This is a genomic window from Methylosinus sp. PW1, from assembly GCF_000745215.1.
In the GTDB taxonomy this organism is placed as follows: domain Bacteria; phylum Pseudomonadota; class Alphaproteobacteria; order Rhizobiales; family Beijerinckiaceae; genus Methylosinus.
On record NZ_JQNK01000002.1, the window covers coordinates 306,339 to 327,479 of the forward strand.

Genomic DNA, 21,141 nt, shown 5'->3' on the forward strand with positions numbered 1-21,141 from the left:
CGTCAGGCCTTGGCCTCGGTCGGATCGTCGGCATGGCTGACCTCCACTCGGTCGACGATGCCGAATTCCTTGGCCTCCTCCGCGGACATGAAGTGATCGCGATCGAGCGTCTTGTCGATCGTGTCATAGTCCCGGCCGGTGTGCTTGACGTAGATTTCGTTGAGACGCCGCTTGATCTTCATAATATCCTCCGCATGGCGGAGGATATCCGAGGCTTGGCCCTGGAAGCCGCCCGAAGGCTGATGGACCATGACGCGGGCGTTGGGCAGAGCGATGCGGTTGCCGGCCTCGCCGGCGCAGAGCAGCAGCGAGCCCATGGACGCCGCCTGGCCGATGCAGAGCGTCGCCACCTTGGGCTTGATGTATTGCATCGTGTCGTAGATGGCGAGACCGGAGGTCACGACGCCGCCCGGCGAGTTGATGTAGAGAAAAATCTCGCGCTTCGGATTCTCGGCCTCGAGAAACAGGAGCTGGGCGATGATGACCGAGGCCATATGGTCCTCGACCTGACCGGTCAGAAAGATGATTCGCTCGCGCAACAGGCGCGAATAGATATCGAAGCCGCGCTCGCCGCGGCTCGTGTTCTCGATCACCTGGGGGATCAGATATTGGTTGTAGACGTCGATCGGATCACGCATCTGTTTTGCGCCTTTTTTAGATTTGACTGGCCTGCGACCGAGGCTCCGCGCAGCGGGGCTCTGCGCTCCCGGCTTCGCGGCGGCCTCTTCGACCCGCCGTCTTTCCCTCGCATGGAGTGAAAGCCACGAGCCAGCTTTTGGCTCGTTGGTAGCATATTGCGGCAAGCCGTCCAGACAGAAACCGCAAAAGGGGCGAGCGGAAACCCCGGGGCCGCCCTTAATCGGCCCCGGGTCGGCGCGCCGGATCAGGCGGCGGGCTGGGCCAGATCGTCGTCTTCCTCGGCGGCGAGCAGCTCTTCCTTAGTCACGGTCTTGTCGGTGACGCTGATCTTGGCGACCAGATGGTCGACGACCCGCTCCTCATAGAGGGGGGCGCGAATCTGGGCGAGCGCCTGGGGATTGTTGCGGTAATAGTCCCAAACCTGCTTCTCGCGGCCCGGGAAGGCGCGCACGCGCTCGACCAGCGCGTCGGTCACGTCCTTGTCCTCGACGGTCACGCCCGCGCCCTGGCCGATCTCGGCCAGCACTAGGCCGAGACGCACGCGGCGCTCGGCGATCTTGCGATATTCCTCGCGCGCCGCCTCTTCCGTCGTGTTCTCGTCCTCGAAGCTCTTGCCGGAGCGCTTGCGCTCGGACTCGAGCTGCGACCAGATCGTGTCGAACTCCTGGGCGACGAGGCCCTCGGGCAGCTCGAAGCTGTATTTCTTGTCGAGAGCGTCCAGAAGCGAGCGCTTCAGCTTGGCGCGCGAGGCCTTGGCGTAATCGGCCTCGAGATTGCCGCGCACGGCGAAGGTCAGCTCGGCCAGCGATTCGAAGCCGTATTTGGTGGCGAAAGCGTCGTCGATCGGCAGCTCCGCCGGGCCGGCGACGGCCTTGACGGTCACGTCGAACTCGGCGTCGCGGCCGGCGAGCGTCGGCACGCCGTAATCCTCGGGGAACTTAACCTTGACGACGCGCTGCTCGTCCTTGGCCGCGCCCTCGAGCTGCTCCTCGAAGCCGGGGATGAAGGAGCCCGAGCCGAGCACCAGATCGACGTCGCCGCCCGTGCCGCCCTCGAAGGGCTCGCCGTCGAGCTTGCCGGTGAAGTCTATGGTGACGCGGTCGCCCTTGGCGGCGGCGCCTTCTTTCGCCTCGAACTCGCGGATGCGGTCGGCGAGATCGGAGATCGCCTTCTGGACCTCCTCCTCCGAGACCTCGGCGATAGGACGCTCGATGGCGATGTCATCGAAGCCGCCGAGCTCGATCGCCGGCAGCACCTCGAAGGCGACGGAATAGGAGAAGTCGCCCTCGGCTTCCAGCGCCTTCTCGACCTCGGCCTGATCGGTCGGGAAGTCGAGCCGCGGCTCCATGGCGACGCGCAGGCTATTGTCCTCGACGATCTTGCGATTGGCCTCGTTGACGGCCTCCTGCAGGACCTCGCCCATTATGCCTTTGCCATAGATTTTCTTGAGATAGGAGAGGGGCGCCTTGCCGGGGCGGAAGCCCTTGATCTGCGCCTTGCCGCGCAGCTCGACGAGCTGCGACTCGAGCTTGGCGGCGAGGTCGCCGGCCGGAAGCACCACTTTGAACTCGTGTTTCAAGCCCTGCGACAGGGTCTGCGTCACCTGCATGTCGTTTTCGCCTTCTCGAATCTCGACCAGTCCGGCGTGCGCCGGGAAAATATCTCTGCCGCCGGCGCGCGTCGGATGGTGCGGGCGGAGGGAGTCGAACCCCCACGACTTGCGTCACCGGAACCTAAATCCGGCGCGTCTACCAGTTCCGCCACGCCCGCGCCCCGACGCGCAAACGCCCGACGAGCCGCCGGCTCGCGGGCGAAACGCCAAAGGACCGAAGCCACGAGCCAACCGGCGTCGAAACGTCGCGGCGACAATCGAAACGCCGGCTTCGAAATACCGGCGTCGACGCGCGGACGCGGCCACGCGCCGGCTCGGGCGGGGGGCTCTATAGCACGACGCGCCGCCGGCGCTAAAGAAAATGTCACCTGTGGGGATGTAGGTTCGCGCCCTGTTGAAAGCCGCGCTCCGCTCGGGCCATATGCGGCGGCGAGGAGAAACCGGAGCCATCATGCCTTTCGACTGCTCACGCCGCGCTTTCGTGCGCGGAGCCGCCGCGACCCTCGTCTCTCTGGACGCCCGCGCCGAGCCGCCGGCCGCCGGCCCCAAAACGCTGATGGCGCGCAAGGGGACGGCGCATCTGCTGCCGGAGCCGGGGCATGCGACCGAGATTTGGGGATTCGAGGGGAAGGCTCCGGGGCCGCTGCTGCGCTACGCCTTGGGCGACGAGCTGGCGGTCGGCCTCGCCAATGGCCTCGAGAAGCCGCTCTCCATTCATTGGCACGGCATGCGCGGCGACAACGCCATGGATGGCGTCGCGCCGCTGACCCAGGCGGAGGTCGCGCCCGGCGGGCGATTCGACTATCGCCGCAAATTGGTCGACGCCGGTCTCTTCTGCTATCGGCCGTCGGTTTTCGGGGCGACGCCGGAACTCTGCGGCCGCGGGCTGAAGGGCCTCGTCGTCGTCGACGAGCCCAAGCCGCTGGAGGCCGACGCCGATCTTCTGCTCGTGCTCGACGATTGGCGGCTGGACAAGAATGGCGCGATCGAGGGCGATTTCGCCTCTCCCGCCGCAGCCGCCGGGGCAGGGCGCATCGGAATGCTGGTGGCGGTGGACGGCGCCCCGGCGCCGGCGCGGCGCGATTTCGCGCCGGGCGCGCGCATTCGCCTGCGCTTCGCCAATCTCGCCAATGCGCGAATCATGTTCGTCGGCTTCGACAATATTCAGCCCTTCGTCGTGGCTGTGGACAGCCAGCCCTGCGACGCCTTCGAGCCCGTGCGCCGCACCATCCCCGCCGCGCCCGGCGCGCGATTCGAATTGCTGTTCGATCTGCCGCAGGCCGAGAACGCCGCCGCCAAGCTGATTCTGCGCGGCATGGACGAGCCCGACCGCGAGCTGGCGATCTTCACGACACGCGGCGCAAAGGCGGCGTCGCGCCCGCCCATAGCGGCGCTGCCGCAAAATCCTCTCTTGCCCATAGAGATAAAGCTGCAGGCGGCCAAGAAGGTCGATCTCACCTTGGAGCCGCCCGCCGCTCCCGGCGCGCCTTGGCGCATCAATGGCGCGCCGAGCAAGGCCTATGGCGGGCCGCCTCTGTTCCAGGTGAAGCGCGGCGCGCCGGTGACGCTCGGCTTCGTCAATCGTTCCGATGTCGCCGCCGTGATGCATGTCCACGGACATTGCGTGCGGCTTCTGCACGACCTCGACGATGGCTGGGAGCCCTATTGGCGCAATGGCGTCGTCGTGCCGCCGGGCAAGACCAAGCATGTCGCCTTCGTCGCCGACAGCCCCGGCAAATGGGCCGTGCATGACGATATTCTCGAGCACGAGGCGGCAGGGCTCGCCGCATGGTTCGAGGTGAAGTGAGCGCGAGCCGCGCCGGGCAATTTGGGATTTACGAATAAATATAATATTCTGAAATAAGGATACGATAACGTCCCGAGCGTTAGACTGGCGCCGCGAGGCCGCAGTGTCACGCCGCGAGCGGGCTTAGAATTCGGTTGCGTCACACTCGCCCGTTGAATCAGAGCGCCCCGATGACCGAAGCTTTCGAGTTCGACATCAAGAAGCCGGAAGATTTTCCACATTGGGAGTTCGATCATATCGATCTCGAATATGACTCCGTGACGCGCGCCGTATGGATGAATTACAAAGCGTCGTCGCCTCCCTTCTATGCGATGCAGACGCTCTCGGACATGGCGAGCGTTCGCGAATCGCTTCGGCATATGCATGCGCTCGACGGCTTTGCGCGGTTTCCAGTCCGCTACTTCGTGATGAGCTCGAACAAGAAATCGGTGTTCAGCCTCGGCGGTGACCTCGTGACCTTCACCTCCTCCATCCGTGGCGGCCGGCGGGACCGATTGATCGCCTACGCGCATGCCTGCATCGATCTCATCTATTCGCTGGTCTGCGGCCTCTGGCTCCCGATCATCTCGCTCTCCGCCGTGCACGGCCAATGTCTCGGCGGCGGCTTCGAGGCCGCGCTCGCCTCGGATTTCATCCTGGCGGAGGAGAGCGCCAAGCTGGGCGTGCCGGAGGCGAGCTTCAACGCTTTTCCGGGAATGGGGGCGGTGTCGCTGCTCACGCGGCGGCTCGGCGTCGCTCAGGCGGAGCGAATTATCGGCTCCGGGGCGATCTATTCGGCGAGCGAGATGCTCGAGCTCGGCGCCATCGATCTGATGACCCCCGACGGCACTCTGCGGCAGGCGGCCGACGCCTGGATGCTCGAAGGCGGCGACGAGCGCTGGCAGCGCCGTTGCGCGCTGGCCGAGGCGCGGCGAAGCTGCTTTCCCGTAACCAGGGACGAGCTGATAGAAATCACCGATCTCTGGGCGGATTGCTCGACAGCGCTGAGCGACCAGGATTTGCGGCATATGGAGCGGCTCGCCGCCGCCCAGAAGCGAATGGCGACCTCGAGCGGAACGGCGGACGACGGCCGTTCCCGTTAGCGCCGGCTCGTCGGCGATCTTTTGCGACATGAAAGTCATAGCGATGACGAAACGACAGATCGAGGATGTCGCGGCGGAGGATCAGAAGTACGAGATCTATGCCGATCTCGTCGAGACTCTGTTCGGCACGCCGGGCTCCTTCGTCGCGGGCATAGGCGCAGGATTGCTCGTCGCCGTCATCGCATGGCTCACCACGGGCGATCTCGTCTATTTCGGCTTCGTGCTGGCTCTGCTTCTGATCAGCGCCTATCGCATTCATGTCCTGGTCGCTCACACGCGCACGCCTGTCGAGCAGCGCCGGCGCGACGCCCGGCAATGGGAGCTGCGCTACGCGATCGGCGGCGTGAGCTTCATGACGGTCGTCGGCGTGACCGCCGCCGTGCTGTTCAACGCTCATCACAGCGAGATGGTGGCCTATTACGGCGTTGTGCTGATGACGGGATGCGCCGGCGCGCTGGCGGGGCGCAACGCGGGCCGGCCGCACATCGTCCTGGGGCAGGTCATCGGCGTCTGCGCGCCTTTGGCCATCACCTGCCTCTTCAATTTCTCGATCTGGTACTGGGGGCTGACCGGCATCATCGTGCTCGGCATCGTTTCCGTCGAGTCCACGACGAAATTTCTGAACTCGGTGCTGGAGTCGGCGCTGCGCAACGGCCGCGACGCGGACACGCAGCGTCGGCGTTTCAAATCCGCCTTGAACAGCATGACCCATGGCCTGTGCATGGGTCGGGCCGACAAGTCGCTCACTGTCGTCAATCGTCGAATGTATGAGTTTTTCGGCCTCGATTCGGAGACGATGCCGAGAGATCTCGCCACGTTGACGCGCATGATCGGCGAGAGCGCGAACATCTCGCGCGAGGACACGCAGGTTTTCCTCGAGCAGTGGACATCGCGCGCCTCGCTTCCGCGCACGGACGTCTTCTCCCGCGAGATCGGCAATCGCATCTTCGATTTTCGCTGCGAGCCGGCCGACAATGGCGCCTTCGTCACCGTCGTCGAGGATGTGACCGAGCAGAGACGCGCGGCGCGCGAGATCGAGCGGATCGCGCATTTCGACACTTTGACCAGCCTCGCCAATCGGTTCCAGTTCCAGCAGCGGCTGGAGCGCGATCTGCGGCACATTCGCAAGCGCGGGCTCAGTCTCGCGCTTTTGTGCATCGACCTCGATCAGTTCAAGGAGGTCAATGACACGCTCGGACATACGATCGGCGACCGGCTTCTCTGCGCGGTCGCCGAGCGCCTGCGCGAATGCGTGCGCTCGGTCGACATGGTGGCGCGCTTCGGCGGCGATGAATTCTGCATCCTCATGCATCCAACGATCGAGACGCCGCCGGCCGACGCGCTGGCGCGCCGCGTCATAGAGGCGATCGGCCGCCCCTATGTCGTCGAGGGACACACGATCGTCATCGGCGCCAGCGTCGGCCTCTGCATCGCGCCGCGGGACGCGATCTCCGTCGAGGGGCTGCTGAAATGCGGCGATCTCGCAATGTATCATTCCAAGGCCGCCGGACGACGGCAGGCCATATGGTTCGAGACGTCTATGGAGGACGCGCTGGTCAGCAAGCGGCGCATCGAGCGCGAGCTGCGCGAGGCGCTCAGGACCGAGGCGCTCGAGGTTCATTACCAGCCCATCTACGACGCGCGCGACCAAACCATCTCGACCTGCGAGGCGCTGACGCGCTGGCGCCATCCGCAATTGGGCTATGTGCCGCCGTCCTCTTTCATCCCGATCGCCGAAGAGACGGGGATGATCGTCGAGCTGGGCGAATGGGTGCTGCGCCGCGCCTGTCGCGACGCGCATCTGTGGCCGTCGGCGGCGCGGGTCGCGGTCAATTTCTCCTCGCGCCAGTTTCAGCAGCCGGACATGATCGAGCGCGTCCGCAGCGCGCTCGACGCCGCCGGGCTGGCGCCGAGCCGGCTCGAGATCGAGATCACCGAATCCACGCTCATGCAGGACACGGAGGACGCCGCGGCCAAGATCGCGGGGCTGCGCGCGATCGGCGTCCGCCTGTCGCTCGACGATTTCGGAACCGGCTTCAGCAGCCTCGGCTATCTAAATCGTTTTCCGGTCGACAAGGTGAAGCTCGATCGCAGCTTCGTGTCGGAGCTCAGCGTCTCCAGCAAGACGCAGGCGATCGTCGGCGCGGTCTCACTGCTGACCGCCGAACTCGGCATAGATCTCGTCGCGGAAGGCGTCGAGACGCATGAGCAGCGCGCGCTGCTGCTCGCCAAGAATGTGCATCTGATGCAGGGCTTTCTGTTCAGCATGGCCAAGCCGCAGGCGGAGTTGACGCAGATCTTTTCCGGCGTCGCGCGCGGCGGCAAGCTGAAGGTCGTCGCCTGAGAAAAGCGCCCGGCGCCCACCTATCTGCGGGCGCCGGGCCGAAATCGCGTCTCGCCGCAAATCCTGCGGTCAGCCCCGCCGGCTCGCGGCGGTCGTCGTCTCCACCCGGCGCACCGGCGGGGCGCTGATGCGCTGCGCGCGGAACATGCTGTAGGAGGCGTTGTAGCGGCGCCCGCATTGCCGCACATAACTCTCCGCGCCCAGCAGGCCTTCGCCATTCTCGACGATATGCTTGACGAGGCAGAGCTCCTGCATCTGCTCGGCGGTGAGAATCTCGCCATTCTCCATCAGCCGCTCCGCCTTCACGAAGCCGAGCTTCTGCGCCAACGCCCCATAGACGCCGACGGCCGAGGCGAGGTCGGCCTCGAAGGAGAAGCGCGCGTAACGGTCGGCTACCATCATCGAGCAGGCGAGGGCGAAGTCCAGATCCGCTCCGTTCAGATAGGTCCTGGCCCATGCGATCGATATTACCGGCGCATCGAGGATGAGCCGCGCGGTCGCCGACGCCAGCTCGTCGAAGCCTTCCGCGGCGACGGCCGTGGAATCGTCACAGTGCGCGAAGTCGAAAACCAGATATTTGAGACCGGGCAGATGGCCTTCCGAAATTTTGCGCAGCAACAAGGTCAGGCCGTCGATGCTGTCGCGGTCGAAACCGCAGGCGAGCTTGCTCACCAGGATCGTATCCAGCTCGTCCATGCGATGGATCTCCAGCGACGAGCGCTGACGGATGAAATCCAGCGGATCCGAAAAGTCGGAAGGGGAAACATAAGTCTCGGCGGCGACAGCGGAGGTGATGTCGTTCTTCGAAACTACCGCATTCATGTTTCGTCTCCTATCTCGAATGGTTTCGCAATTCTTACCGAGTTACTTAAATTTTTAAAGAAATTTCGGCCGCGTCTTCGCTCATGGTTAATAGCCCCGAGCAAAATTTACGTACGTAGTTTCCCGATTCTCGCCGACTGGGCAGGTTGCGACTTTTTGCCGCTGGCGGATTTTAGAATTATGGAAGCACTGCCCGAAAGTGCGGAGGACTGCGGCAAAGCACGCGCTGGAGAGGCTCGGGCGTCGGCGCCGTCGGCGGCGGGGCCGCGGCATTTCCGCGCCGGCTCGTTTCCGAGCGAAAACTTCGTCCCTATGTCGATGGCAGTGTGTGCTAAAAGCCGGGAGCGACGATCGGCCGGGGGAGGCCGAGTCGCATCGCGGTCATCGACGCCACGGTCGGCGAGAGTGCTGCAGCCGCTCATGAGAAGCGGCGAGAACATGGATAGGGAGAGAAAAGATGAATCTTCGACTTCTGGTCGCTCTTGCCATGGCGACGGCCGGACTGGTCGGCGAGGCCCATGCGCATGGCGGCGTGAGCTCCGACACCGGCCAGTGCATCATGAAGATCGGCCCCGACACGATGAACTTCACCGGCTATCAGCCGCTGAAGTCGCGCGAGATTTTCTGCGACGACATTCCAGATGTCGGCCCGACGATCATCGTGCTGGACGCGGTGCAGGACGAGCTGCGCGACATGGCGCTGGAGATCCGCATTCTCCGCAATGTCGGCCAGAGCGACGACAATGAGAATCTCGAGCAGAACACCGAGGTTTATCTGCCGCCGAAAAAATACCGCACCGGCACGCTCAACTTCGAATATAATTTCACCAAGAAGGGCAACTTCATCGGTCTCGTGAAGGCGAAGGCCGACGATGGACGCGAATATGTCTCGCGCTTCCCCTTCGCGGTCGGCACCACAGAGGACAAGAACACCATCATCGCCGTGTTCTTCGCCGCGCTCGGCCTCGTCGGCTTCGGCCTCTGGTATAAGAACAGCTTCATCGACAAGAAAAAGAAGGCGGCCTGATCTTTTTGGTCATGAATGCTCCGGCCGGGCGAGTGTCCGGCCGGAACGCTTCAGGCGAGCTCGACGAGACGGCCGTCGCTGAGCGTGACGCGGCGATCCATCTGCGCGGCGAGATCGAGATTATGCGTCGCCACCAGCGCGGCGAGGCCGGTGTTGCGCGCCAGCGTCATCAGGGTCGCGAAGACATGCTCCGCGGTGCGCGGATCGAGATTGCCGGTCGGCTCGTCGGCGAGCAGAACATGCGGCGCATTAGCGACCGCGCGGGCGATGGCGACGCGCTGCTGCTCGCCGCCCGACAGCTGCGAGGGCAAATGCCCCGCCCGGGCTCCGAGCCGCAGATAATCGAGCAACTCCGCCGCGCGCCGCTCCGCCTCGCGACGATCCAGCCCGTTGATCGCCTGCGGCAGCGCGACATTCTCGAGCGCGGTGAATTCCGGCAGCAGATGGTGGAACTGATAGACGAAGCCAATCGTCGAGCGCCGCAGGCTGGTGCGCTCATTGTCGCTCATGTCGGAGGTCGCCAGCCCGGCGATGAGCACCTCGCCGTCGTCGGCGCGCTCCAGCAGGCCGGCGATATGCAGCAGAGTGGATTTGCCGGCGCCCGAAGGCGCGATCAGCGCCACCGTCTCGCCGGGAGAAAGCGCGAGATCGGCTCCCATCAATATATCCAGCCGCCCATCGCCTTCGCGATAATGGCGGGCGACGCCGGAAAGCTCGAGAACTGTCATGGGCCTCACTCGTGGCGCAGGGCGTCGATCGGATCGAGGCTCGCCGCTTTCCAGGCTGGATAGATGGAGGCGAGAATGGCGAGCACGAGCGTCATGACGACGACGAGCGCCACCTCGCGCGGCTCGACGATGGAGGGTAGGCGCGACAGAAAATAGAGCTCCGCCGGAAACAGATTGGCGTGCATCAGCTTGTTGAGCAGCAGCCGGATCGCGTCGAGATTTTTGGCGAGCGTCAGGCCCAGCAGAAAGCCGGCGATGTCGCCGACGACGCCAATGGACGCGCCGATGATGAGGAAGATGCGCAGCACCGCGCCGCGCGTCGCGCCCATGGTGCGCAGAATGGCGATGTCGGAGGATTTGTCCTTCACCAGCATGGTGAGGCCGGAGATGATGTTGAGCGCCGCCACCAGCACGATCAGCGTCAATATGATGAACATCACATTGCTCTCGACCTGCAGCGTGTCGAAGAAGGTCTTGTTGCGCTGCCGCCAGTCGGTGAGCATCATCGGCCGATCGATATTGGCGTCTATGTCGGCGCGGAACTTGTCCACGGCGTCGGGCGCGTCGAGAAAGACCTCGATCACCGTCGCCTCATTCTCGTGATTGAAGAAAAGTTGCGACTCGGCGAAGGGCATGTAGACGAACACGCGGTCATATTCCGACATGCCGATCTGGAAGATCGCCGTCACCGGATAGGCTTTTATGCGCGGCGCCACGCCGAAGGGCGTCGATGCGCCTTTGGCGATGAGAATGCTGATATTGTCGCCGACGCGCACGCCGAGCGACTCGGCGAGGCGCTGGCCGATGGCGACGCCGCCGGCGCTGTCGAAGCCCTGGAAGGTCCCGTCCTTCACATTGCCGGCGAGGCCCGGCAGACGCAGAATGTCCTGCTCGCGTATGCCGCGCACCAGCGCGCCCGACTGCCCATAGGGGGAGGAGACGCCGGCCGCGCCCTCCACCATTGGCGCGACGAGCTTGACGCCCGGCAGGCGCTGCAGCCGCGCCGTGACCTCGGCCCAATCGGTCAGCGGCCGCTCGGCCGCCTGGACGAAGGCGTGGCCGTCAATGCCGACGATCTTGTCCATCAGCTCGCGGTGAAAGCCGTTCATCACCGACATCACGACGATGAGCGTCGCCACGCCCAGCATGATGCCGAGAAAGGAGAAGCCGGCGATCACAGAGACGAAGCCATTGGCGCGCCGCGTCCGCACATAGCGGAAGGCGACCATCCATTCGAAGGGCGCGAAGGCGCGCAAGCGCGGCGGCGGCTCGGTCTCGACCACGGTAGACAAAGTAGATTCGCTCATTTCGGCATTGTGCCCATCCGCTCGAGCCTTTCAAGCGCGCCACAGAAATGGGCGTTTCCCATGTGAGAGAGGCGAATCGAAGGCGAGGGCGTGGGCCGTCGCCGCGGCGTGGCGGAAAACAGACATCGGGGCGAGAGCCGAGCCTGCCGAGGCCAGAAAAATTAACGTCTGGCCCTTAATTTGCTGCACTGCATTCACCACCTCGACATCGGCGGTGGGCAATCGAGGAGACGAGAAATGGGTTCGATCGCCCAGCTGAAGAGCGCGCCGCGCAAGGCGCATGGCGCTGTCCATGACAATGTCGAGCTCGATCGTTTCGAGCTCGATCTCGAAGACGGAACGGCCGTCGCCTATTACCGCATGGCGCCCGGCGCCATCGTCTTCACCCATACGGAGACGCCGGCGGCGCTGCGCGGCAAAGGCGCCGCCACGGAGCTGATCCGCGGCGCGCTGCAATGGGCGCGGGCGCGTGGGCTGAAGGTCGTTCCCGAATGCTCCTTCGTGGCCGATTATATCGCGCGCCACCAGGAATTCGCCGATCTGGTCCTGCGCAAATCGGCCTGACTCTCTACCCCTCGTCCGAGAGCGAGAGCCATTGATCTTCCGCCTCGGCGAGCGCCGAGGCGAGATCGGCGCGCTGCTGGGCGAGGCGATTGGCCTCCTGCGGATTGCGCGAAAACGCGCTCGGATCGGCGAGCGCGGCGTCGACGCGCGCCATTAGCTCGGCGAGCTTTTTCATGCGCTCTTCCGCCGCCGCCAGCTTGCGGCGCGACTGGCCGGCGTCGCGCTTGCCTTTGACCGGGCGAGGGGCCTCGCGCGGCTCCTCCTCCTTGCGCTGCTCGCGGGCGTCGCCATTGGCGCGAGCCAGAACATAGCGCGCATATTCGTCGACATCGCCGTCGAAGGCCTTCACCGTGCCGCCTTCGACCAGCCATAGGCGATCGGCGCAGGCCTCCAGCAAATAGCGATCATGCGAGACGAGCACGATCGCGCCCTCATGGGCGTTGATCGCCTCGACCAGCGCGGCGCGGCTGTCGATGTCGAGATGGTTGGTCGGCTCGTCGAGAATGAGCAGATGCGGCCCATAAAAGGAAGCGACGCCGAGCAGCAGCCGCGCCTTCTCGCCCCCGGAGAGGCGCTCCACCTTCGTGTCCGCCCGCGCGCCGGAAAAGCCCGTCTGCGCGGCCCGCGTGCGAATGCGCGCCTCGGGCGCGCCGGGCATCAGCGCGGCGAAGACGGAGTAGGGCGAGTCCTTCTCGTTGAGATCATCGACCTGATGCTGAGCGAAAAATCCCGCCTCCAGCTTGGCGGCGCGCACCATATTGCCGCTCTTGGGCTCGAGCCGCCCCGCCAACAGCTTGGCGAAGGTCGATTTGCCGTTTCCGTTGGAGCCCAGCAATCCGATGCGATCGTCATTGGAGAGGCTGAGCGACAGGCGCGACAGCACGGTGCGCTCGCCATAGCCGACGCTCACATTCTCGAAAGCGATGATCGGCGGCGACAGCGGCTTTTCCGGCGAGGGCAGATAGATCGGCAGCACCTCGTCGTCGACGACCGCCGTGGCCGGCCCCAGCTTCGCCAGCATTTTGAGGCGCGACTGCGCCTGACGCGCCTTGGTCGCCTTGGCGCGGAAGCGATCGACGAAGGCCTGCAGCTCGCGGCGGCGCTCTTCCTGCTTCTTGCCAGCCTTGGCGGCGAGCGCGCGCGCCTCCAGCCGCTGCGCCTCGAAGGAGCTGTAATTGCCCTTGTAGATCGTCAGCTTGCCGCGCTCGAGATGCAGAATATGCGTCGCAACCGCATCCAGCAGATCGCGGTCATGGCTGATGACGACGACATTGGCCGGATAATGCGCGAGATAATCGACGAGCCAGAGCGTGCCTTCGAGATCGAGATAATTGGTCGGCTCGTCGAGCAGCAGCAGCTCCGGCTGTGAGAACAGCACGGCGGCGAGGGCGACGCGCATGCGCCAGCCGCCCGAAAACTCCGAGAGCGGGCGCCGCTGCGCCTCCGCGTCGAAGCCGAGGCCGGAGAGAATCGCCGCCGCCCGCGCCGGCGCAGCATGGGCGTCTATATCGACGAGGCGGGTCTGGATTTCGGCGATCTCATGCGGGTCGGTCTCGGTCTCGGCGCGTTCCAGCAGGGTCGCGCGCTCGATGTCGGCGGCGAGCACGAAATCGACGAGCGCTGTCGGCCCGCCGGGAGCCTCCTGCTCGACGCGGCCGATCTTCAGCCTTGCGGGGAGGGAGATGGTTCCGCTCTCGCCGGCGATCTCGCCGCAGATGATTCGGAAGAGCGTCGTCTTGCCCGCGCCATTGCGGCCGACGAAGCCCGCGCGCGTCCGCGGCGGCACGAAGACCGAGGCCTTGTCGAAGAGCAGCCTCTCGCCGAGCCTGTAAGTGAGATCGTCTATGGAGAGCATGGCCTCGCCTCTAGGGCCTTTGCCGGCGATGTGCAACGTCGGCGCCGCCGAAGCCTCGCGCGCGGCTTGTGAGAAGGCCGTCTTGGCGCTTGTCAGCCCGAGCGCAGCCCTCTATATCTGCGCCCGCTTCGCGCCGCCCTCCGGTCGGCGCAGCCCGCGCCCATCGTCTAGAGGCCTAGGACGTCGCCCTTTCACGGCGAAAACACGGGTTCGATTCCCGTTGGGCGCGCCATTTGCGTATAAAACCGCGAACACCCTTGCCGATTTGTTCTCCGGCGACGACGGCCTGTTCGAGGCTGGTCTTGGAGCCGTGAATGCGGATGACGTGGTCGTCGACCTCGACGGCCTCGACGACCGCCCGCAAGTAGGCTCTGCGGAACGACGTTTCGCCGACTGTGATCTTCTCGCGCATGAAGGCCCCGAATCTTTCGAGCTGTTCCGGTTCGAGCGTGATTTGCGGCGCGGCCTGGGCTTTGATCCGCTCCAGCGCGGCTTTCGCCCGCTCCCGTTCGGATTTGAGCGCGGCGAGACGATCTCGGAGAAGATCGTCCATGTCGGTGACGCCATCCTCGACCATTTTATAGAGACGCTTCAGCCTGTCCTCGGCCCGGGCGATTTCCGATTGGAGGGTTTCCGCTCGATTGCGGACCTCTTCGTCGCCGGCGGCGCGCTTCTGGGCCAGGGACGTCAATATGCCGGCCAGCCGATTCGGGCCGAATAGTCGGTCGGCGAGATGGGTCGTGACCAGACCATCGAGCCGGTCCATCGGGATCGAGCGCCCCTTGCAGCCGGTTTTGCCGACGCGGGCGGCGGTGGAGCAGCTGTAATAGCGATGCACTTTGCCGCTCTTCGAGGTCCCGGTGCGCAGCGTCATCGCGCCGCCGCAAGTGGCGCAGACGGCGAGGCCGGTAAGGAGAATGGGGCCGGTGACGACTCGGGGCGGCAGGACGCGCGGGTCACGGGCTTTCAGGCTCGCCTGGGCCTTGTCGAACACGGCCGCTTCGATGATCGGCGGAACGGCGATCTCTATGACTTCACTTTCGGCCTTGGCTCTCCCGGTTTTGGCCTCGCGCTTGTTGAAGCGCCACCGGCCCGCATAGACCGGATTGGTCAAGACCTTGTGGACCGACGCGACGCCGAAGCGCGCGCCGAGTCGCGTTCTCAGTCCGCGCCCGTTGAGCGTCTTCGTCACCTCCTTGACGCCTATCGGGCCCTTGCCGGCCTCGCCTTCGAGATACAAGCGGTAGATCATCCGCACGGTCTCGGCCTCGACAGGATCGACGACGAGCTTTTTCTTGGTCCTGTGTCCGCGCTTCTCCACTTCGGCGAGTGAATAGCCGAGCGGCAGGCGTGAGCCGTTGTAGAATCCCTGGCGGGCGTTCTCCTTCATCGCGCGCAAGACATGCTTGCCGTTCTCGCGGCTCTGATATTCGTCGAACAGCGCGATGACCTGGCGCATCATCACCTGCGCCGGATCGTCGCCGAGCTCCTGGGTGATGGAGACGAGCCGCACATTGTGCTTGGCGAGCCTGCGCACATACATTTCCAGGCCGAAGGCGTCGCGGAAGAATCGGGAGAAGGAATGGACGACGATGACATCGATCGGATGATCATCGTCGCAGGCGCGTTCGATCATGCGCTGAAATTCGGGACGATGGTCGTCCATGGCGGAAGCGCCGGGCTCGACATATTCGGCGACGATGCGCCAGCTGTGGCGTGCGCAATAGGCGCTCGTCTGCGCCTGCTGGTCGGGGATAGAGAGGTCGACCTCCGCCTGCCGCGTTGTGGAAACCCGGAGATAAAGCGCAGCGCGGGTGCAATCGGGCATGGGGGAAACTCCCATCGTCATCAATTTCGTGGCGCGAGTCCGATCAATCGGCGGAGTCTATTCCCGAGATTCGCAGGCGTCACCGGCATTTCGGCTGCGCCAGCGACAATCGCCCCGGATCGTCCCGCAATGAGAAGCAAAACGAGCCGCGGAGACCGCGGCTCGAAAATTGTGAGATCGACAATCTCGCCGTCACACGACCCGCTTCAAAACGTCGGAAACGAATCGAGGCGACCGATACGGACCAAGTCGGTCAGCGCCGAGCGGACCTGCGGCCAGGGAAATTCGGGGCAGTTCTCGCACCATTCGCCCTCGCGGAGCACAGCGTGGAGCTTGGCCGCGACGCCTTCGACGGTCGACGCCGGCGTGGCCGCCAGCGCATCGGCGAGATCTCTCGCTATATCCGCGGCTCGCTCTTCGTCTTTTTTCGCTTCGGAGTAGCCGACGGCCAAATCTGCGGCAGCCCAACGCGTACGATAGATTTCTTCCTCGATGGCGCAGCCCGCCTCGGCGCCTTCGACATCGTCGACGCCGTCTGACGCGCGGATCATCTGCATCAATCGGGTTTCCAAGCTCTGCTGCTTCTGGCAGAGAACATCGGTGAGGTCCTGGGCGGTCTTCCATTGCGTCCACAGGGACGTTGCCGGATCGACGACCATCGTATGAGACGAGTCGACGCTCGCGATTCCCTTGAAAGGCGCCGGCGTGACGGCGCCGACGCTCGCAACCAACAAAGTCCTTCGGGTGAAAGCAGACGCACTCGTGATAGTCTCGGGGTTAGCCATGATCCGAGCTCCTCATAAGCCGGGTTGTGGTCAGGCCGGGCGAGGTGTTGACGCACGTCGTCCGGCCGCACAGGCGCGTGGCGCACACGGCTCGAGGCTGTTTCCAGTTGCTCGGGCGATGTGATAGCGAGAGCGCCATGCGAGTGGAATCATATCACGTCCGCCGCGGAGATCAACAATATATCATATGAGCTGTATGTGATCACAGGAGCGCAAATACGGGCGGCGCGCGCCCTCATTCGTTGGACCGCCGAAGACTTAGCGTCTACCGCAAAAATCGGCATCGCCACCGTGCGACGCGCCGAGGGCGAAGACGGGCAGCCGTCGACCACCGCGGCAAACCTGAACGCTATTCGCATCGCCTTGGAGAATGCAGGCGTGGAATTCATTCCCGAGAATGGCGGCGGCGCCGGCGTGCGGCTGAAGAAGTAGAGGGGTCGCCGTCGACCGGCAACAAGTGGGCGATCTTCATTTCCTTGCCCCTTCATCGACGTGGTCCGATTCCTTGGCCGGACAAGTCGCCGAGCCACGCCTCGATTACATCGACCTCGGCGCGCGTGACCGGGACCTCTTCGGGCCAATCATCGGTGACAGTCCAGGTTTCGAGGTCTCGTTGCGCCTCTCGATCGATGTTCGACCGAGCGTCATTCCGCGTCGACGCGACCCGGCGATCGGCGCCGACGCAGCGAGGATCGAGAGGATTTGCACGCGCTCGGGACATCCCGGCAGGATTGCGCTCTCGATCTCGAACAAGAATGGCCTAATTTTGCGCCGCGATGCGCTTTCCTACGCATCGCCATCGGAGAGAGGGTGAACGGATAACGGCCGGTTCATGATCGCCGCGCTCGCCGAGGTCTCGGCGACACGGCGAGTCCGAGGAAGACGAGCACCGCTTGGTTGAGGCGCAGGATATCCTCTTCGTCCAAGCGCCCGATATGTGCGCCGATCTTCGATTTCGGAACGGTGGTGACCTTGTCCGCCATCAAGCGGCAGGGCACGCGCAATCCGTTGCGCTCGTTCGGCTCCACGGGCAGACGGAACAGAGGCGCATCCGTCTCGTCTGTCGTGAAAGCGCAAATAGTAATGGAGTCCGTCGCGTCGAAACTGTCATCCTGTAGGATGACCACAGGGCGCGGCTTGCCTGCGTAGTCCTTGCCGCCGGCAACGGTCCAGATGTCGCCGCGTCTCATTCGTTACCGTTGTCATCGACGTCGATGACCGACACCGCATCGATGAACGATTGGTCATCGTGAGAATGGGGGCTCATAGCGACGGCGAGCGACTGGCGATGCGCCTCCGCCCGGAAGGAAGCGGCGCGCACGTCCGGCACCCAAATCTGTATTGGGCGCAGCCCTTGGGCGCGCAGGCGCTCCCGGTGATCCCGCACCTTGACGCGGGAGGGCTTGGGCTTCGCGACCGAGGCCATGATCATCTCCTGTCGGTTACATGTAACCTATCACGAGCCGTCGCGTTTCGACAAGACCGATCGTTTGCATCGGGGCAGGTCGCGGCCGCAGCTCTACAAAGCTCAAAGCATTTGTTACAGCTCCAGCCCGCGCTTCCGGCCGAGGTCCCAATCGATGCCGCCGCCGTCACGGTGAACGCCGCTGAGATATTGGCCGATGCGCTTTTCGAGAACGGGCTGCCAAGGCACGAGCTGGAACCCGAGGCCGTCCTCGATCATCGCGAAGCGCCCGCTGGCGAGATTGGCGACGCCGGCCAGCCGCCCCGACACATATTCCCCCTGCCTGCTCGGCGAATACGACAGCCCGCGCTCGGCCGCCATCTGCCGGCCGACCCGCTCCACCTCCCGCCGCTCCAGCGTGGCGATAGCGCTGCGCGGGATGGAGATGGATTTTCCATTGTCCGTGGCGAGACCCATTTCCACCAACCGCTCTCCGCGCCGGTGGAGCGCGTTCTTCACGTCGCGACCGAAGCCTGCCTCTGCTAACGAAGTCTGCTTGTCGGCGACGAGTTCACGGTCGAGCCACGTCGCTCCGTCGCTCGCGATCTGCCGTTCGAGATCGAAGGTCGAGAGCGTGCGCACTCGGAGTCCATCGCCGCCCTGAGCGAGGTCATAAGCTCGGCCGCGCTCGACGATATCCATCGGCACGCGCCAATGGTCCGCGTCGACGCGTTCGACGTGCCCGGCCCGGCGCAGCGCCTCCAGCCGGCGGACATGGAAGCGGACGAATGCGTCCGGGTCTTTGCCCTGCCGCTCGAAGCTCTCGCGGATGCGTTCGAGATGAGCGCTCGGCCGGTAGACGCCGTCGTCCTCCGCGACAATGGCGATGTTGCGGTCGGCGGGCCTCGGACCGGAAACGGCGGGCGCGGCTTCGACGATCATGCCTCGACCGACCTCCTCGATGCGGCTCGGATCGACGAACTCCATGTGATGGACTCGTCCGTCGAGGCCGTCGACGACGAGGTAGACGCGCTCACTCATCTCGTCGCCGGCCAGCCCTTTGGCCAGCACCCGGCCGACGATCGGCTCCTTTCCAGTCTCCCCGTGGCAAACATATTGCGCGACGCCGCGCTCGTCCGCTAGACCGTGACCGGCCAGCGCCCGACGGATGGTCTCGATCGCTTCGTTGCGCGCTCCCAATTCTTTCAGCATCGGCTCGGCGCGGTCGGAAATGGTCCACCCCCCCGTCTCGAGTTCGGCAGCAAGCCCGTAGCGCTCTAAACGCCGCACGCGGCCGAGTAGCAGCGCCCGGTTCTCTCGGACAAGATAGGAGGCGCCTTCCCCGAGCCTGAGATCAATGACGCCTTGTTCGCGCTGCTCGGCGAGCAACATCTTGTCGAGCCGCGTCAGCCGCTCCGCCGCAACTTCGTTCGCGAGCTTCGTCTGAAGCTCGATCTCGCTCTGATGGCCGAGCTCCAGCGTGACGAGTTCGCTTGCCCGGTGACGAACGCCGTGAGCGATATAGTCGCCGGCGATATTGAGGATGCGGCCGTCGTCGAGCACGCCCCGGACGATGATGTGGGTGTGAGGATGGCCGGTGTTGTGATGATCGACGGCAATCCAGTCGAGACCCGTGTCGAGATCCTTCTCCACCTGCCGCATGAGGTCGCGGGTGAAGCCTCGCAGGTCTGCCATGTCGCCGGCGTCCTCCGGCGCGACGATGAAACGGAACTGATGACGATCGTCGCGTCCGCGCTCGATGAAGGCGCGGCCGTCTGCCTCATTCTCGATCGCCGAATAGGCGTGGCCCTTCTCGCCGTCGCGAGTGACGCCATCGCGTTCGAGATAGCGGAGATGGGCGTCGAAGGCCTTGCTCATCACGCCGCGCATTTTTGGACCGCGCGTTCCGCGTTGCGGGTTGAGCTTCACGACCCGCGCCTTCACGACGACACGTCGCGATCGGAACAGTCCGACGGAGTCGCGCCGCCAGCCGCCGCCGTTTCTCGGAAGCGCCGCCGCCACCTTCGCGCCTCGTCCCCGCGCGTTGAACCGGCCGCCTCCTTCTCCTCCTTTCCGGCCGACTGCGTCCGCGGAGCCTCGGCCGATCCGGCTCGGATTGCCGCCGGCCTTGCGAACAGCGATCTCGACCTGCCGGACGAAGGGCAGCGAGCGTGGACTGACGCTCCTTCCGCCAGCTCGGGACCGGCCGGGTCGAATGTGGAAATCGTCTCTGTCGTCGCTGGCCATGGCGAGACGATCGGCGTCGAAATCCGCCTGCGCAACCGCCCTCGAACGCCGATCGCAGTCGGGCGTGAAAATACCGGCTGTAGCGTAGAGCCGGCGGGACATGCCACGCGGCGCCTCTCGAACGCCCGCGTCTATCACCCTGCAAACACGAACGAATTCGATTCCGGCGGAACCAGCCGCACATCGCGTAGTACCATGCCTGCGCATTTGTAGGCTGCAAAAACCAATGTGCAGACAACCAGTTCCGAGCGCGGCGCGGCGCGAACGTCAGTTCGCTTTATCTTGCCCTCCTATTCGGGCGTCGTCGTGTTGTCTTCTTCGCCATGTGTGTCTCCATGCTAGGATCGTATCCGATCGTATCCGCTTCTTTTCTTCGATGCGACAGCCTACGCCAGTATGCGATGAGAAACGCCAGGGGATCCATGCAGTCTTTCGTGCTCGGTCCCGCGTGCCGGGAGGGCGCACATTTTTGCGTCGGGATCGCGGGCCCACACAAGCAGTCGGGCGCGCTGTCGGCCTCCGAGGAGGCGTCGTCGCCGGCAAGATATCACGCTCTCCGCATCCACTTCGATCCACCAGTTTCTCTCCCGCCGAATGGCGGAACTCGTGTCGGCGTCGCGCCGTCAATTCGTCGTCTTAATGTCGCTCCTGAGCGCTTTCGTCGACTCCGGCGGCGCGCTCACGACGTGATCGCTAGCGTCCTCTTCGCTCCTCTTTTCGGCGCGCCCGAGGACTCTTCCCGCGCCGAGAAACGGAACACGCCGCCATCGGTTCACATCCGAAGCATGGCGCCGAAGAGCTTGCGCTGTCACCGCAATTGGAGATGGGGTCGTCGATATCTCGCCATTCTGAACACGGCGCGACGTCAGTCCAGCAGCTATGCCGATGGCCCGGGATTTGGCGCCGCGCGTGATATCCTCGACCGTTGCATGCCGTCAGCGCCGACGCTGAACCGTCGCTTGGAATCGCGCTGTCACGGCACGGATCGGGCGACATCGCGATGCGTCTCCCGATGCAAGCTGCTGCGCATGAGGGAAATCCACGCATATGTGCTTTGGGCTAGCGCCGGCGTCAGGCCGGATACCCAAA

General features: G+C 64.5%; 17 protein-coding genes, 2 tRNA genes and 1 pseudogene. 8 read left to right on the plus strand and 12 right to left on the minus strand.

Annotation, left to right across the window (positions count from 1 at the left end; genetic code table 11):
* Positions 1–2: 2 nt before the first annotated feature.
* From K369_RS01895 to K369_RS01905, 3 genes are all read right to left on the minus strand, one after another.
* A complete protein-coding gene (locus tag K369_RS01895; protein WP_036286864.1) occupies positions 3–638 on the minus strand; it encodes an ATP-dependent Clp protease proteolytic subunit in 636 nt (211 codons plus the stop codon).
* Between the two features lie 245 nt (positions 639–883).
* Entirely contained in the window at positions 884–2,248 is a 1,365-nt protein-coding gene (gene tig, locus K369_RS01900) for a trigger factor (RefSeq protein WP_036287595.1), read from the minus strand.
* Positions 2,249–2,324: 76 nt separating this feature from the next.
* Positions 2,325–2,409: transfer RNA gene (locus tag K369_RS01905), tRNA-Leu, on the minus strand.
* A gap of 293 nt (positions 2,410–2,702) precedes the next feature.
* Between K369_RS01905 and K369_RS01910 the strand changes: the two genes are divergently transcribed.
* The 3 genes from K369_RS01910 to K369_RS01920 all read left to right on the plus strand — a co-directional run bounded on the left by K369_RS01910 (position 2,703) and on the right by K369_RS01920 (position 7,484).
* The gene (locus K369_RS01910; RefSeq protein ID WP_036287598.1) at positions 2,703–4,058 is read left to right on the plus strand and encodes a multicopper oxidase family protein; all 1,356 of its coding nucleotides are present in this window, start codon (positions 2,703–2,705) and stop codon (positions 4,056–4,058) included.
* A 170-nt stretch (positions 4,059–4,228) separates the two neighbouring features.
* Positions 4,229–5,140, plus strand: coding sequence for a crotonase/enoyl-CoA hydratase family protein (locus tag K369_RS01915; RefSeq protein WP_051948746.1), 912 nt, complete (start codon positions 4,229–4,231; stop codon positions 5,138–5,140).
* A 43-nt stretch (positions 5,141–5,183) separates the two neighbouring features.
* Positions 5,184–7,484, plus strand: a complete 2,301-nt coding sequence (locus tag K369_RS01920; protein WP_036287604.1) for a bifunctional diguanylate cyclase/phosphodiesterase — start codon at positions 5,184–5,186, stop codon at positions 7,482–7,484.
* Positions 7,485–7,553: 69 nt separating this feature from the next.
* On the opposite strand, the gene K369_RS01925 is transcribed toward K369_RS01920, so the two are convergent.
* Positions 7,554–8,306 carry an enoyl-CoA hydratase gene (locus tag K369_RS01925; RefSeq protein ID WP_036286866.1) on the minus strand — a complete coding sequence of 251 codons (753 nt, stop codon included), beginning with the start codon at positions 8,304–8,306 and terminating at the stop codon, positions 7,554–7,556.
* A gap of 457 nt (positions 8,307–8,763) precedes the next feature.
* Between K369_RS01925 and K369_RS01930 the strand changes: the two genes are divergently transcribed.
* Positions 8,764–9,333, plus strand: a complete 570-nt coding sequence (locus tag K369_RS01930) for a hypothetical protein (protein ID WP_036286868.1) — start codon at positions 8,764–8,766, stop codon at positions 9,331–9,333.
* A 50-nt stretch (positions 9,334–9,383) separates the two neighbouring features.
* Here the strand turns inward: K369_RS01930 and K369_RS01935 are convergent, their stop codons facing one another.
* The gene (locus tag K369_RS01935) at positions 9,384–10,061 is read right to left on the minus strand and encodes an ABC transporter ATP-binding protein (protein ID WP_036286870.1); all 678 of its coding nucleotides are present in this window, start codon (positions 10,059–10,061) and stop codon (positions 9,384–9,386) included.
* A gap of 5 nt (positions 10,062–10,066) precedes the next feature.
* Positions 10,067–11,368: a lipoprotein-releasing ABC transporter permease subunit gene (locus tag K369_RS01940; RefSeq protein ID WP_051948749.1), complete on the minus strand. Its 1,302-nt coding sequence runs from the start codon at positions 11,366–11,368 to the stop codon at positions 10,067–10,069.
* 237 nt (positions 11,369–11,605) lie between these two features.
* Between K369_RS01940 and K369_RS01945 the strand changes: the two genes are divergently transcribed.
* On the plus strand, positions 11,606–11,932 hold the full coding sequence (locus K369_RS01945; protein WP_051948752.1) for a GNAT family N-acetyltransferase: 327 nt from the start codon (positions 11,606–11,608) through the stop codon (positions 11,930–11,932).
* A 4-nt stretch (positions 11,933–11,936) separates the two neighbouring features.
* On the opposite strand, the gene K369_RS01950 is transcribed toward K369_RS01945, so the two are convergent.
* Entirely contained in the window at positions 11,937–13,787 is a 1,851-nt protein-coding gene (locus K369_RS01950; RefSeq protein ID WP_036286871.1) for an ABC-F family ATP-binding cassette domain-containing protein, read from the minus strand.
* Positions 13,788–13,943: 156 nt separating this feature from the next.
* Here K369_RS01950 and K369_RS01955 point away from each other — a divergent pair.
* Together K369_RS01955 and K369_RS28095 are read left to right on the plus strand one after the other, a co-directional pair.
* Positions 13,944–14,019, plus strand: a tRNA-Glu gene (locus K369_RS01955).
* Complete coding sequence (locus K369_RS28095) at positions 14,008–14,508, plus strand: hypothetical protein (RefSeq protein WP_371033281.1); 501 nt, start codon at positions 14,008–14,010, stop codon at positions 14,506–14,508. Before K369_RS01955 ends, K369_RS28095 begins: the two co-directional genes overlap by 12 nt.
* 69 nt (positions 14,509–14,577) lie before the next feature.
* On the opposite strand, the pseudogene K369_RS28100 reads toward K369_RS28095, so the two are convergent.
* Both K369_RS28100 and K369_RS01970 read right to left on the minus strand, forming a co-directional pair.
* A pseudogene (locus K369_RS28100) lies at positions 14,578–15,636 on the minus strand (recombinase family protein); the annotation flags it as partial.
* Positions 15,637–15,821: 185 nt separating this feature from the next.
* Positions 15,822–16,400, minus strand: a complete 579-nt coding sequence (locus tag K369_RS01970; protein WP_198032996.1) for a hypothetical protein — start codon at positions 16,398–16,400, stop codon at positions 15,822–15,824.
* A gap of 192 nt (positions 16,401–16,592) precedes the next feature.
* Here K369_RS01970 and K369_RS01975 point away from each other — a divergent pair, with 192 nt between their 5' ends.
* Positions 16,593–16,832 (plus strand): transcriptional regulator, encoded by a 240-nt coding sequence (locus K369_RS01975; protein ID WP_036287614.1) that lies wholly within the window; start codon positions 16,593–16,595, stop codon positions 16,830–16,832.
* A gap of 398 nt (positions 16,833–17,230) precedes the next feature.
* Here the strand turns inward: K369_RS01975 and K369_RS01985 are convergent, their stop codons facing one another.
* The 3 genes from K369_RS01985 to K369_RS01995 form a co-directional block, all read right to left on the minus strand.
* On the minus strand, positions 17,231–17,590 hold the full coding sequence (locus tag K369_RS01985; protein ID WP_036286879.1) for a type II toxin-antitoxin system PemK/MazF family toxin: 360 nt from the start codon (positions 17,588–17,590) through the stop codon (positions 17,231–17,233).
* Positions 17,587–17,826 (minus strand): antitoxin MazE family protein, encoded by a 240-nt coding sequence (locus tag K369_RS01990; RefSeq protein WP_036287616.1) that lies wholly within the window; start codon positions 17,824–17,826, stop codon positions 17,587–17,589. The genes K369_RS01985 and K369_RS01990 overlap by 4 nt, the downstream gene beginning before the upstream one ends.
* 114 nt (positions 17,827–17,940) lie before the next feature.
* The gene (locus K369_RS01995; RefSeq protein ID WP_245278055.1) at positions 17,941–19,827 is read right to left on the minus strand and encodes a DUF3363 domain-containing protein; all 1,887 of its coding nucleotides are present in this window, start codon (positions 19,825–19,827) and stop codon (positions 17,941–17,943) included.
* Positions 19,828–21,141 lie beyond the last annotated feature (1,314 nt).

Coding starts and splice junctions, on each gene's coding strand:
- K369_RS01895 (WP_036286864.1), bottom strand. CDS start 638: ATGCGTGATCCGATCGACGTCTACAACCAATATCTGATCCCCCAGGTG.
- tig (WP_036287595.1), bottom strand. CDS start 2,248: ATGCAGGTGACGCAGACCCTGTCGCAGGGCTTGAAACACGAGTTCAAA.
- K369_RS01910 (WP_036287598.1), top strand. CDS start 2,703: ATGCCTTTCGACTGCTCACGCCGCGCTTTCGTGCGCGGAGCCGCCGCG.
- K369_RS01915 (WP_051948746.1), top strand. CDS start 4,229: ATGACCGAAGCTTTCGAGTTCGACATCAAGAAGCCGGAAGATTTTCCA.
- K369_RS01920 (WP_036287604.1), top strand. CDS start 5,184: ATGACGAAACGACAGATCGAGGATGTCGCGGCGGAGGATCAGAAGTAC.
- K369_RS01925 (WP_036286866.1), bottom strand. CDS start 8,306: ATGAATGCGGTAGTTTCGAAGAACGACATCACCTCCGCTGTCGCCGCC.
- K369_RS01930 (WP_036286868.1), top strand. CDS start 8,764: ATGAATCTTCGACTTCTGGTCGCTCTTGCCATGGCGACGGCCGGACTG.
- K369_RS01935 (WP_036286870.1), bottom strand. CDS start 10,061: ATGACAGTTCTCGAGCTTTCCGGCGTCGCCCGCCATTATCGCGAAGGC.
- K369_RS01940 (WP_051948749.1), bottom strand. CDS start 11,368: ATGAGCGAATCTACTTTGTCTACCGTGGTCGAGACCGAGCCGCCGCCG.
- K369_RS01945 (WP_051948752.1), top strand. CDS start 11,606: ATGGGTTCGATCGCCCAGCTGAAGAGCGCGCCGCGCAAGGCGCATGGC.
- K369_RS01950 (WP_036286871.1), bottom strand. CDS start 13,787: ATGCTCTCCATAGACGATCTCACTTACAGGCTCGGCGAGAGGCTGCTC.
- K369_RS01970 (WP_198032996.1), bottom strand. CDS start 16,400: ATGGCTAACCCCGAGACTATCACGAGTGCGTCTGCTTTCACCCGAAGG.
- K369_RS01985 (WP_036286879.1), bottom strand. CDS start 17,590: ATGAGACGCGGCGACATCTGGACCGTTGCCGGCGGCAAGGACTACGCA.
- K369_RS01990 (WP_036287616.1), bottom strand. CDS start 17,826: ATGGCCTCGGTCGCGAAGCCCAAGCCCTCCCGCGTCAAGGTGCGGGAT.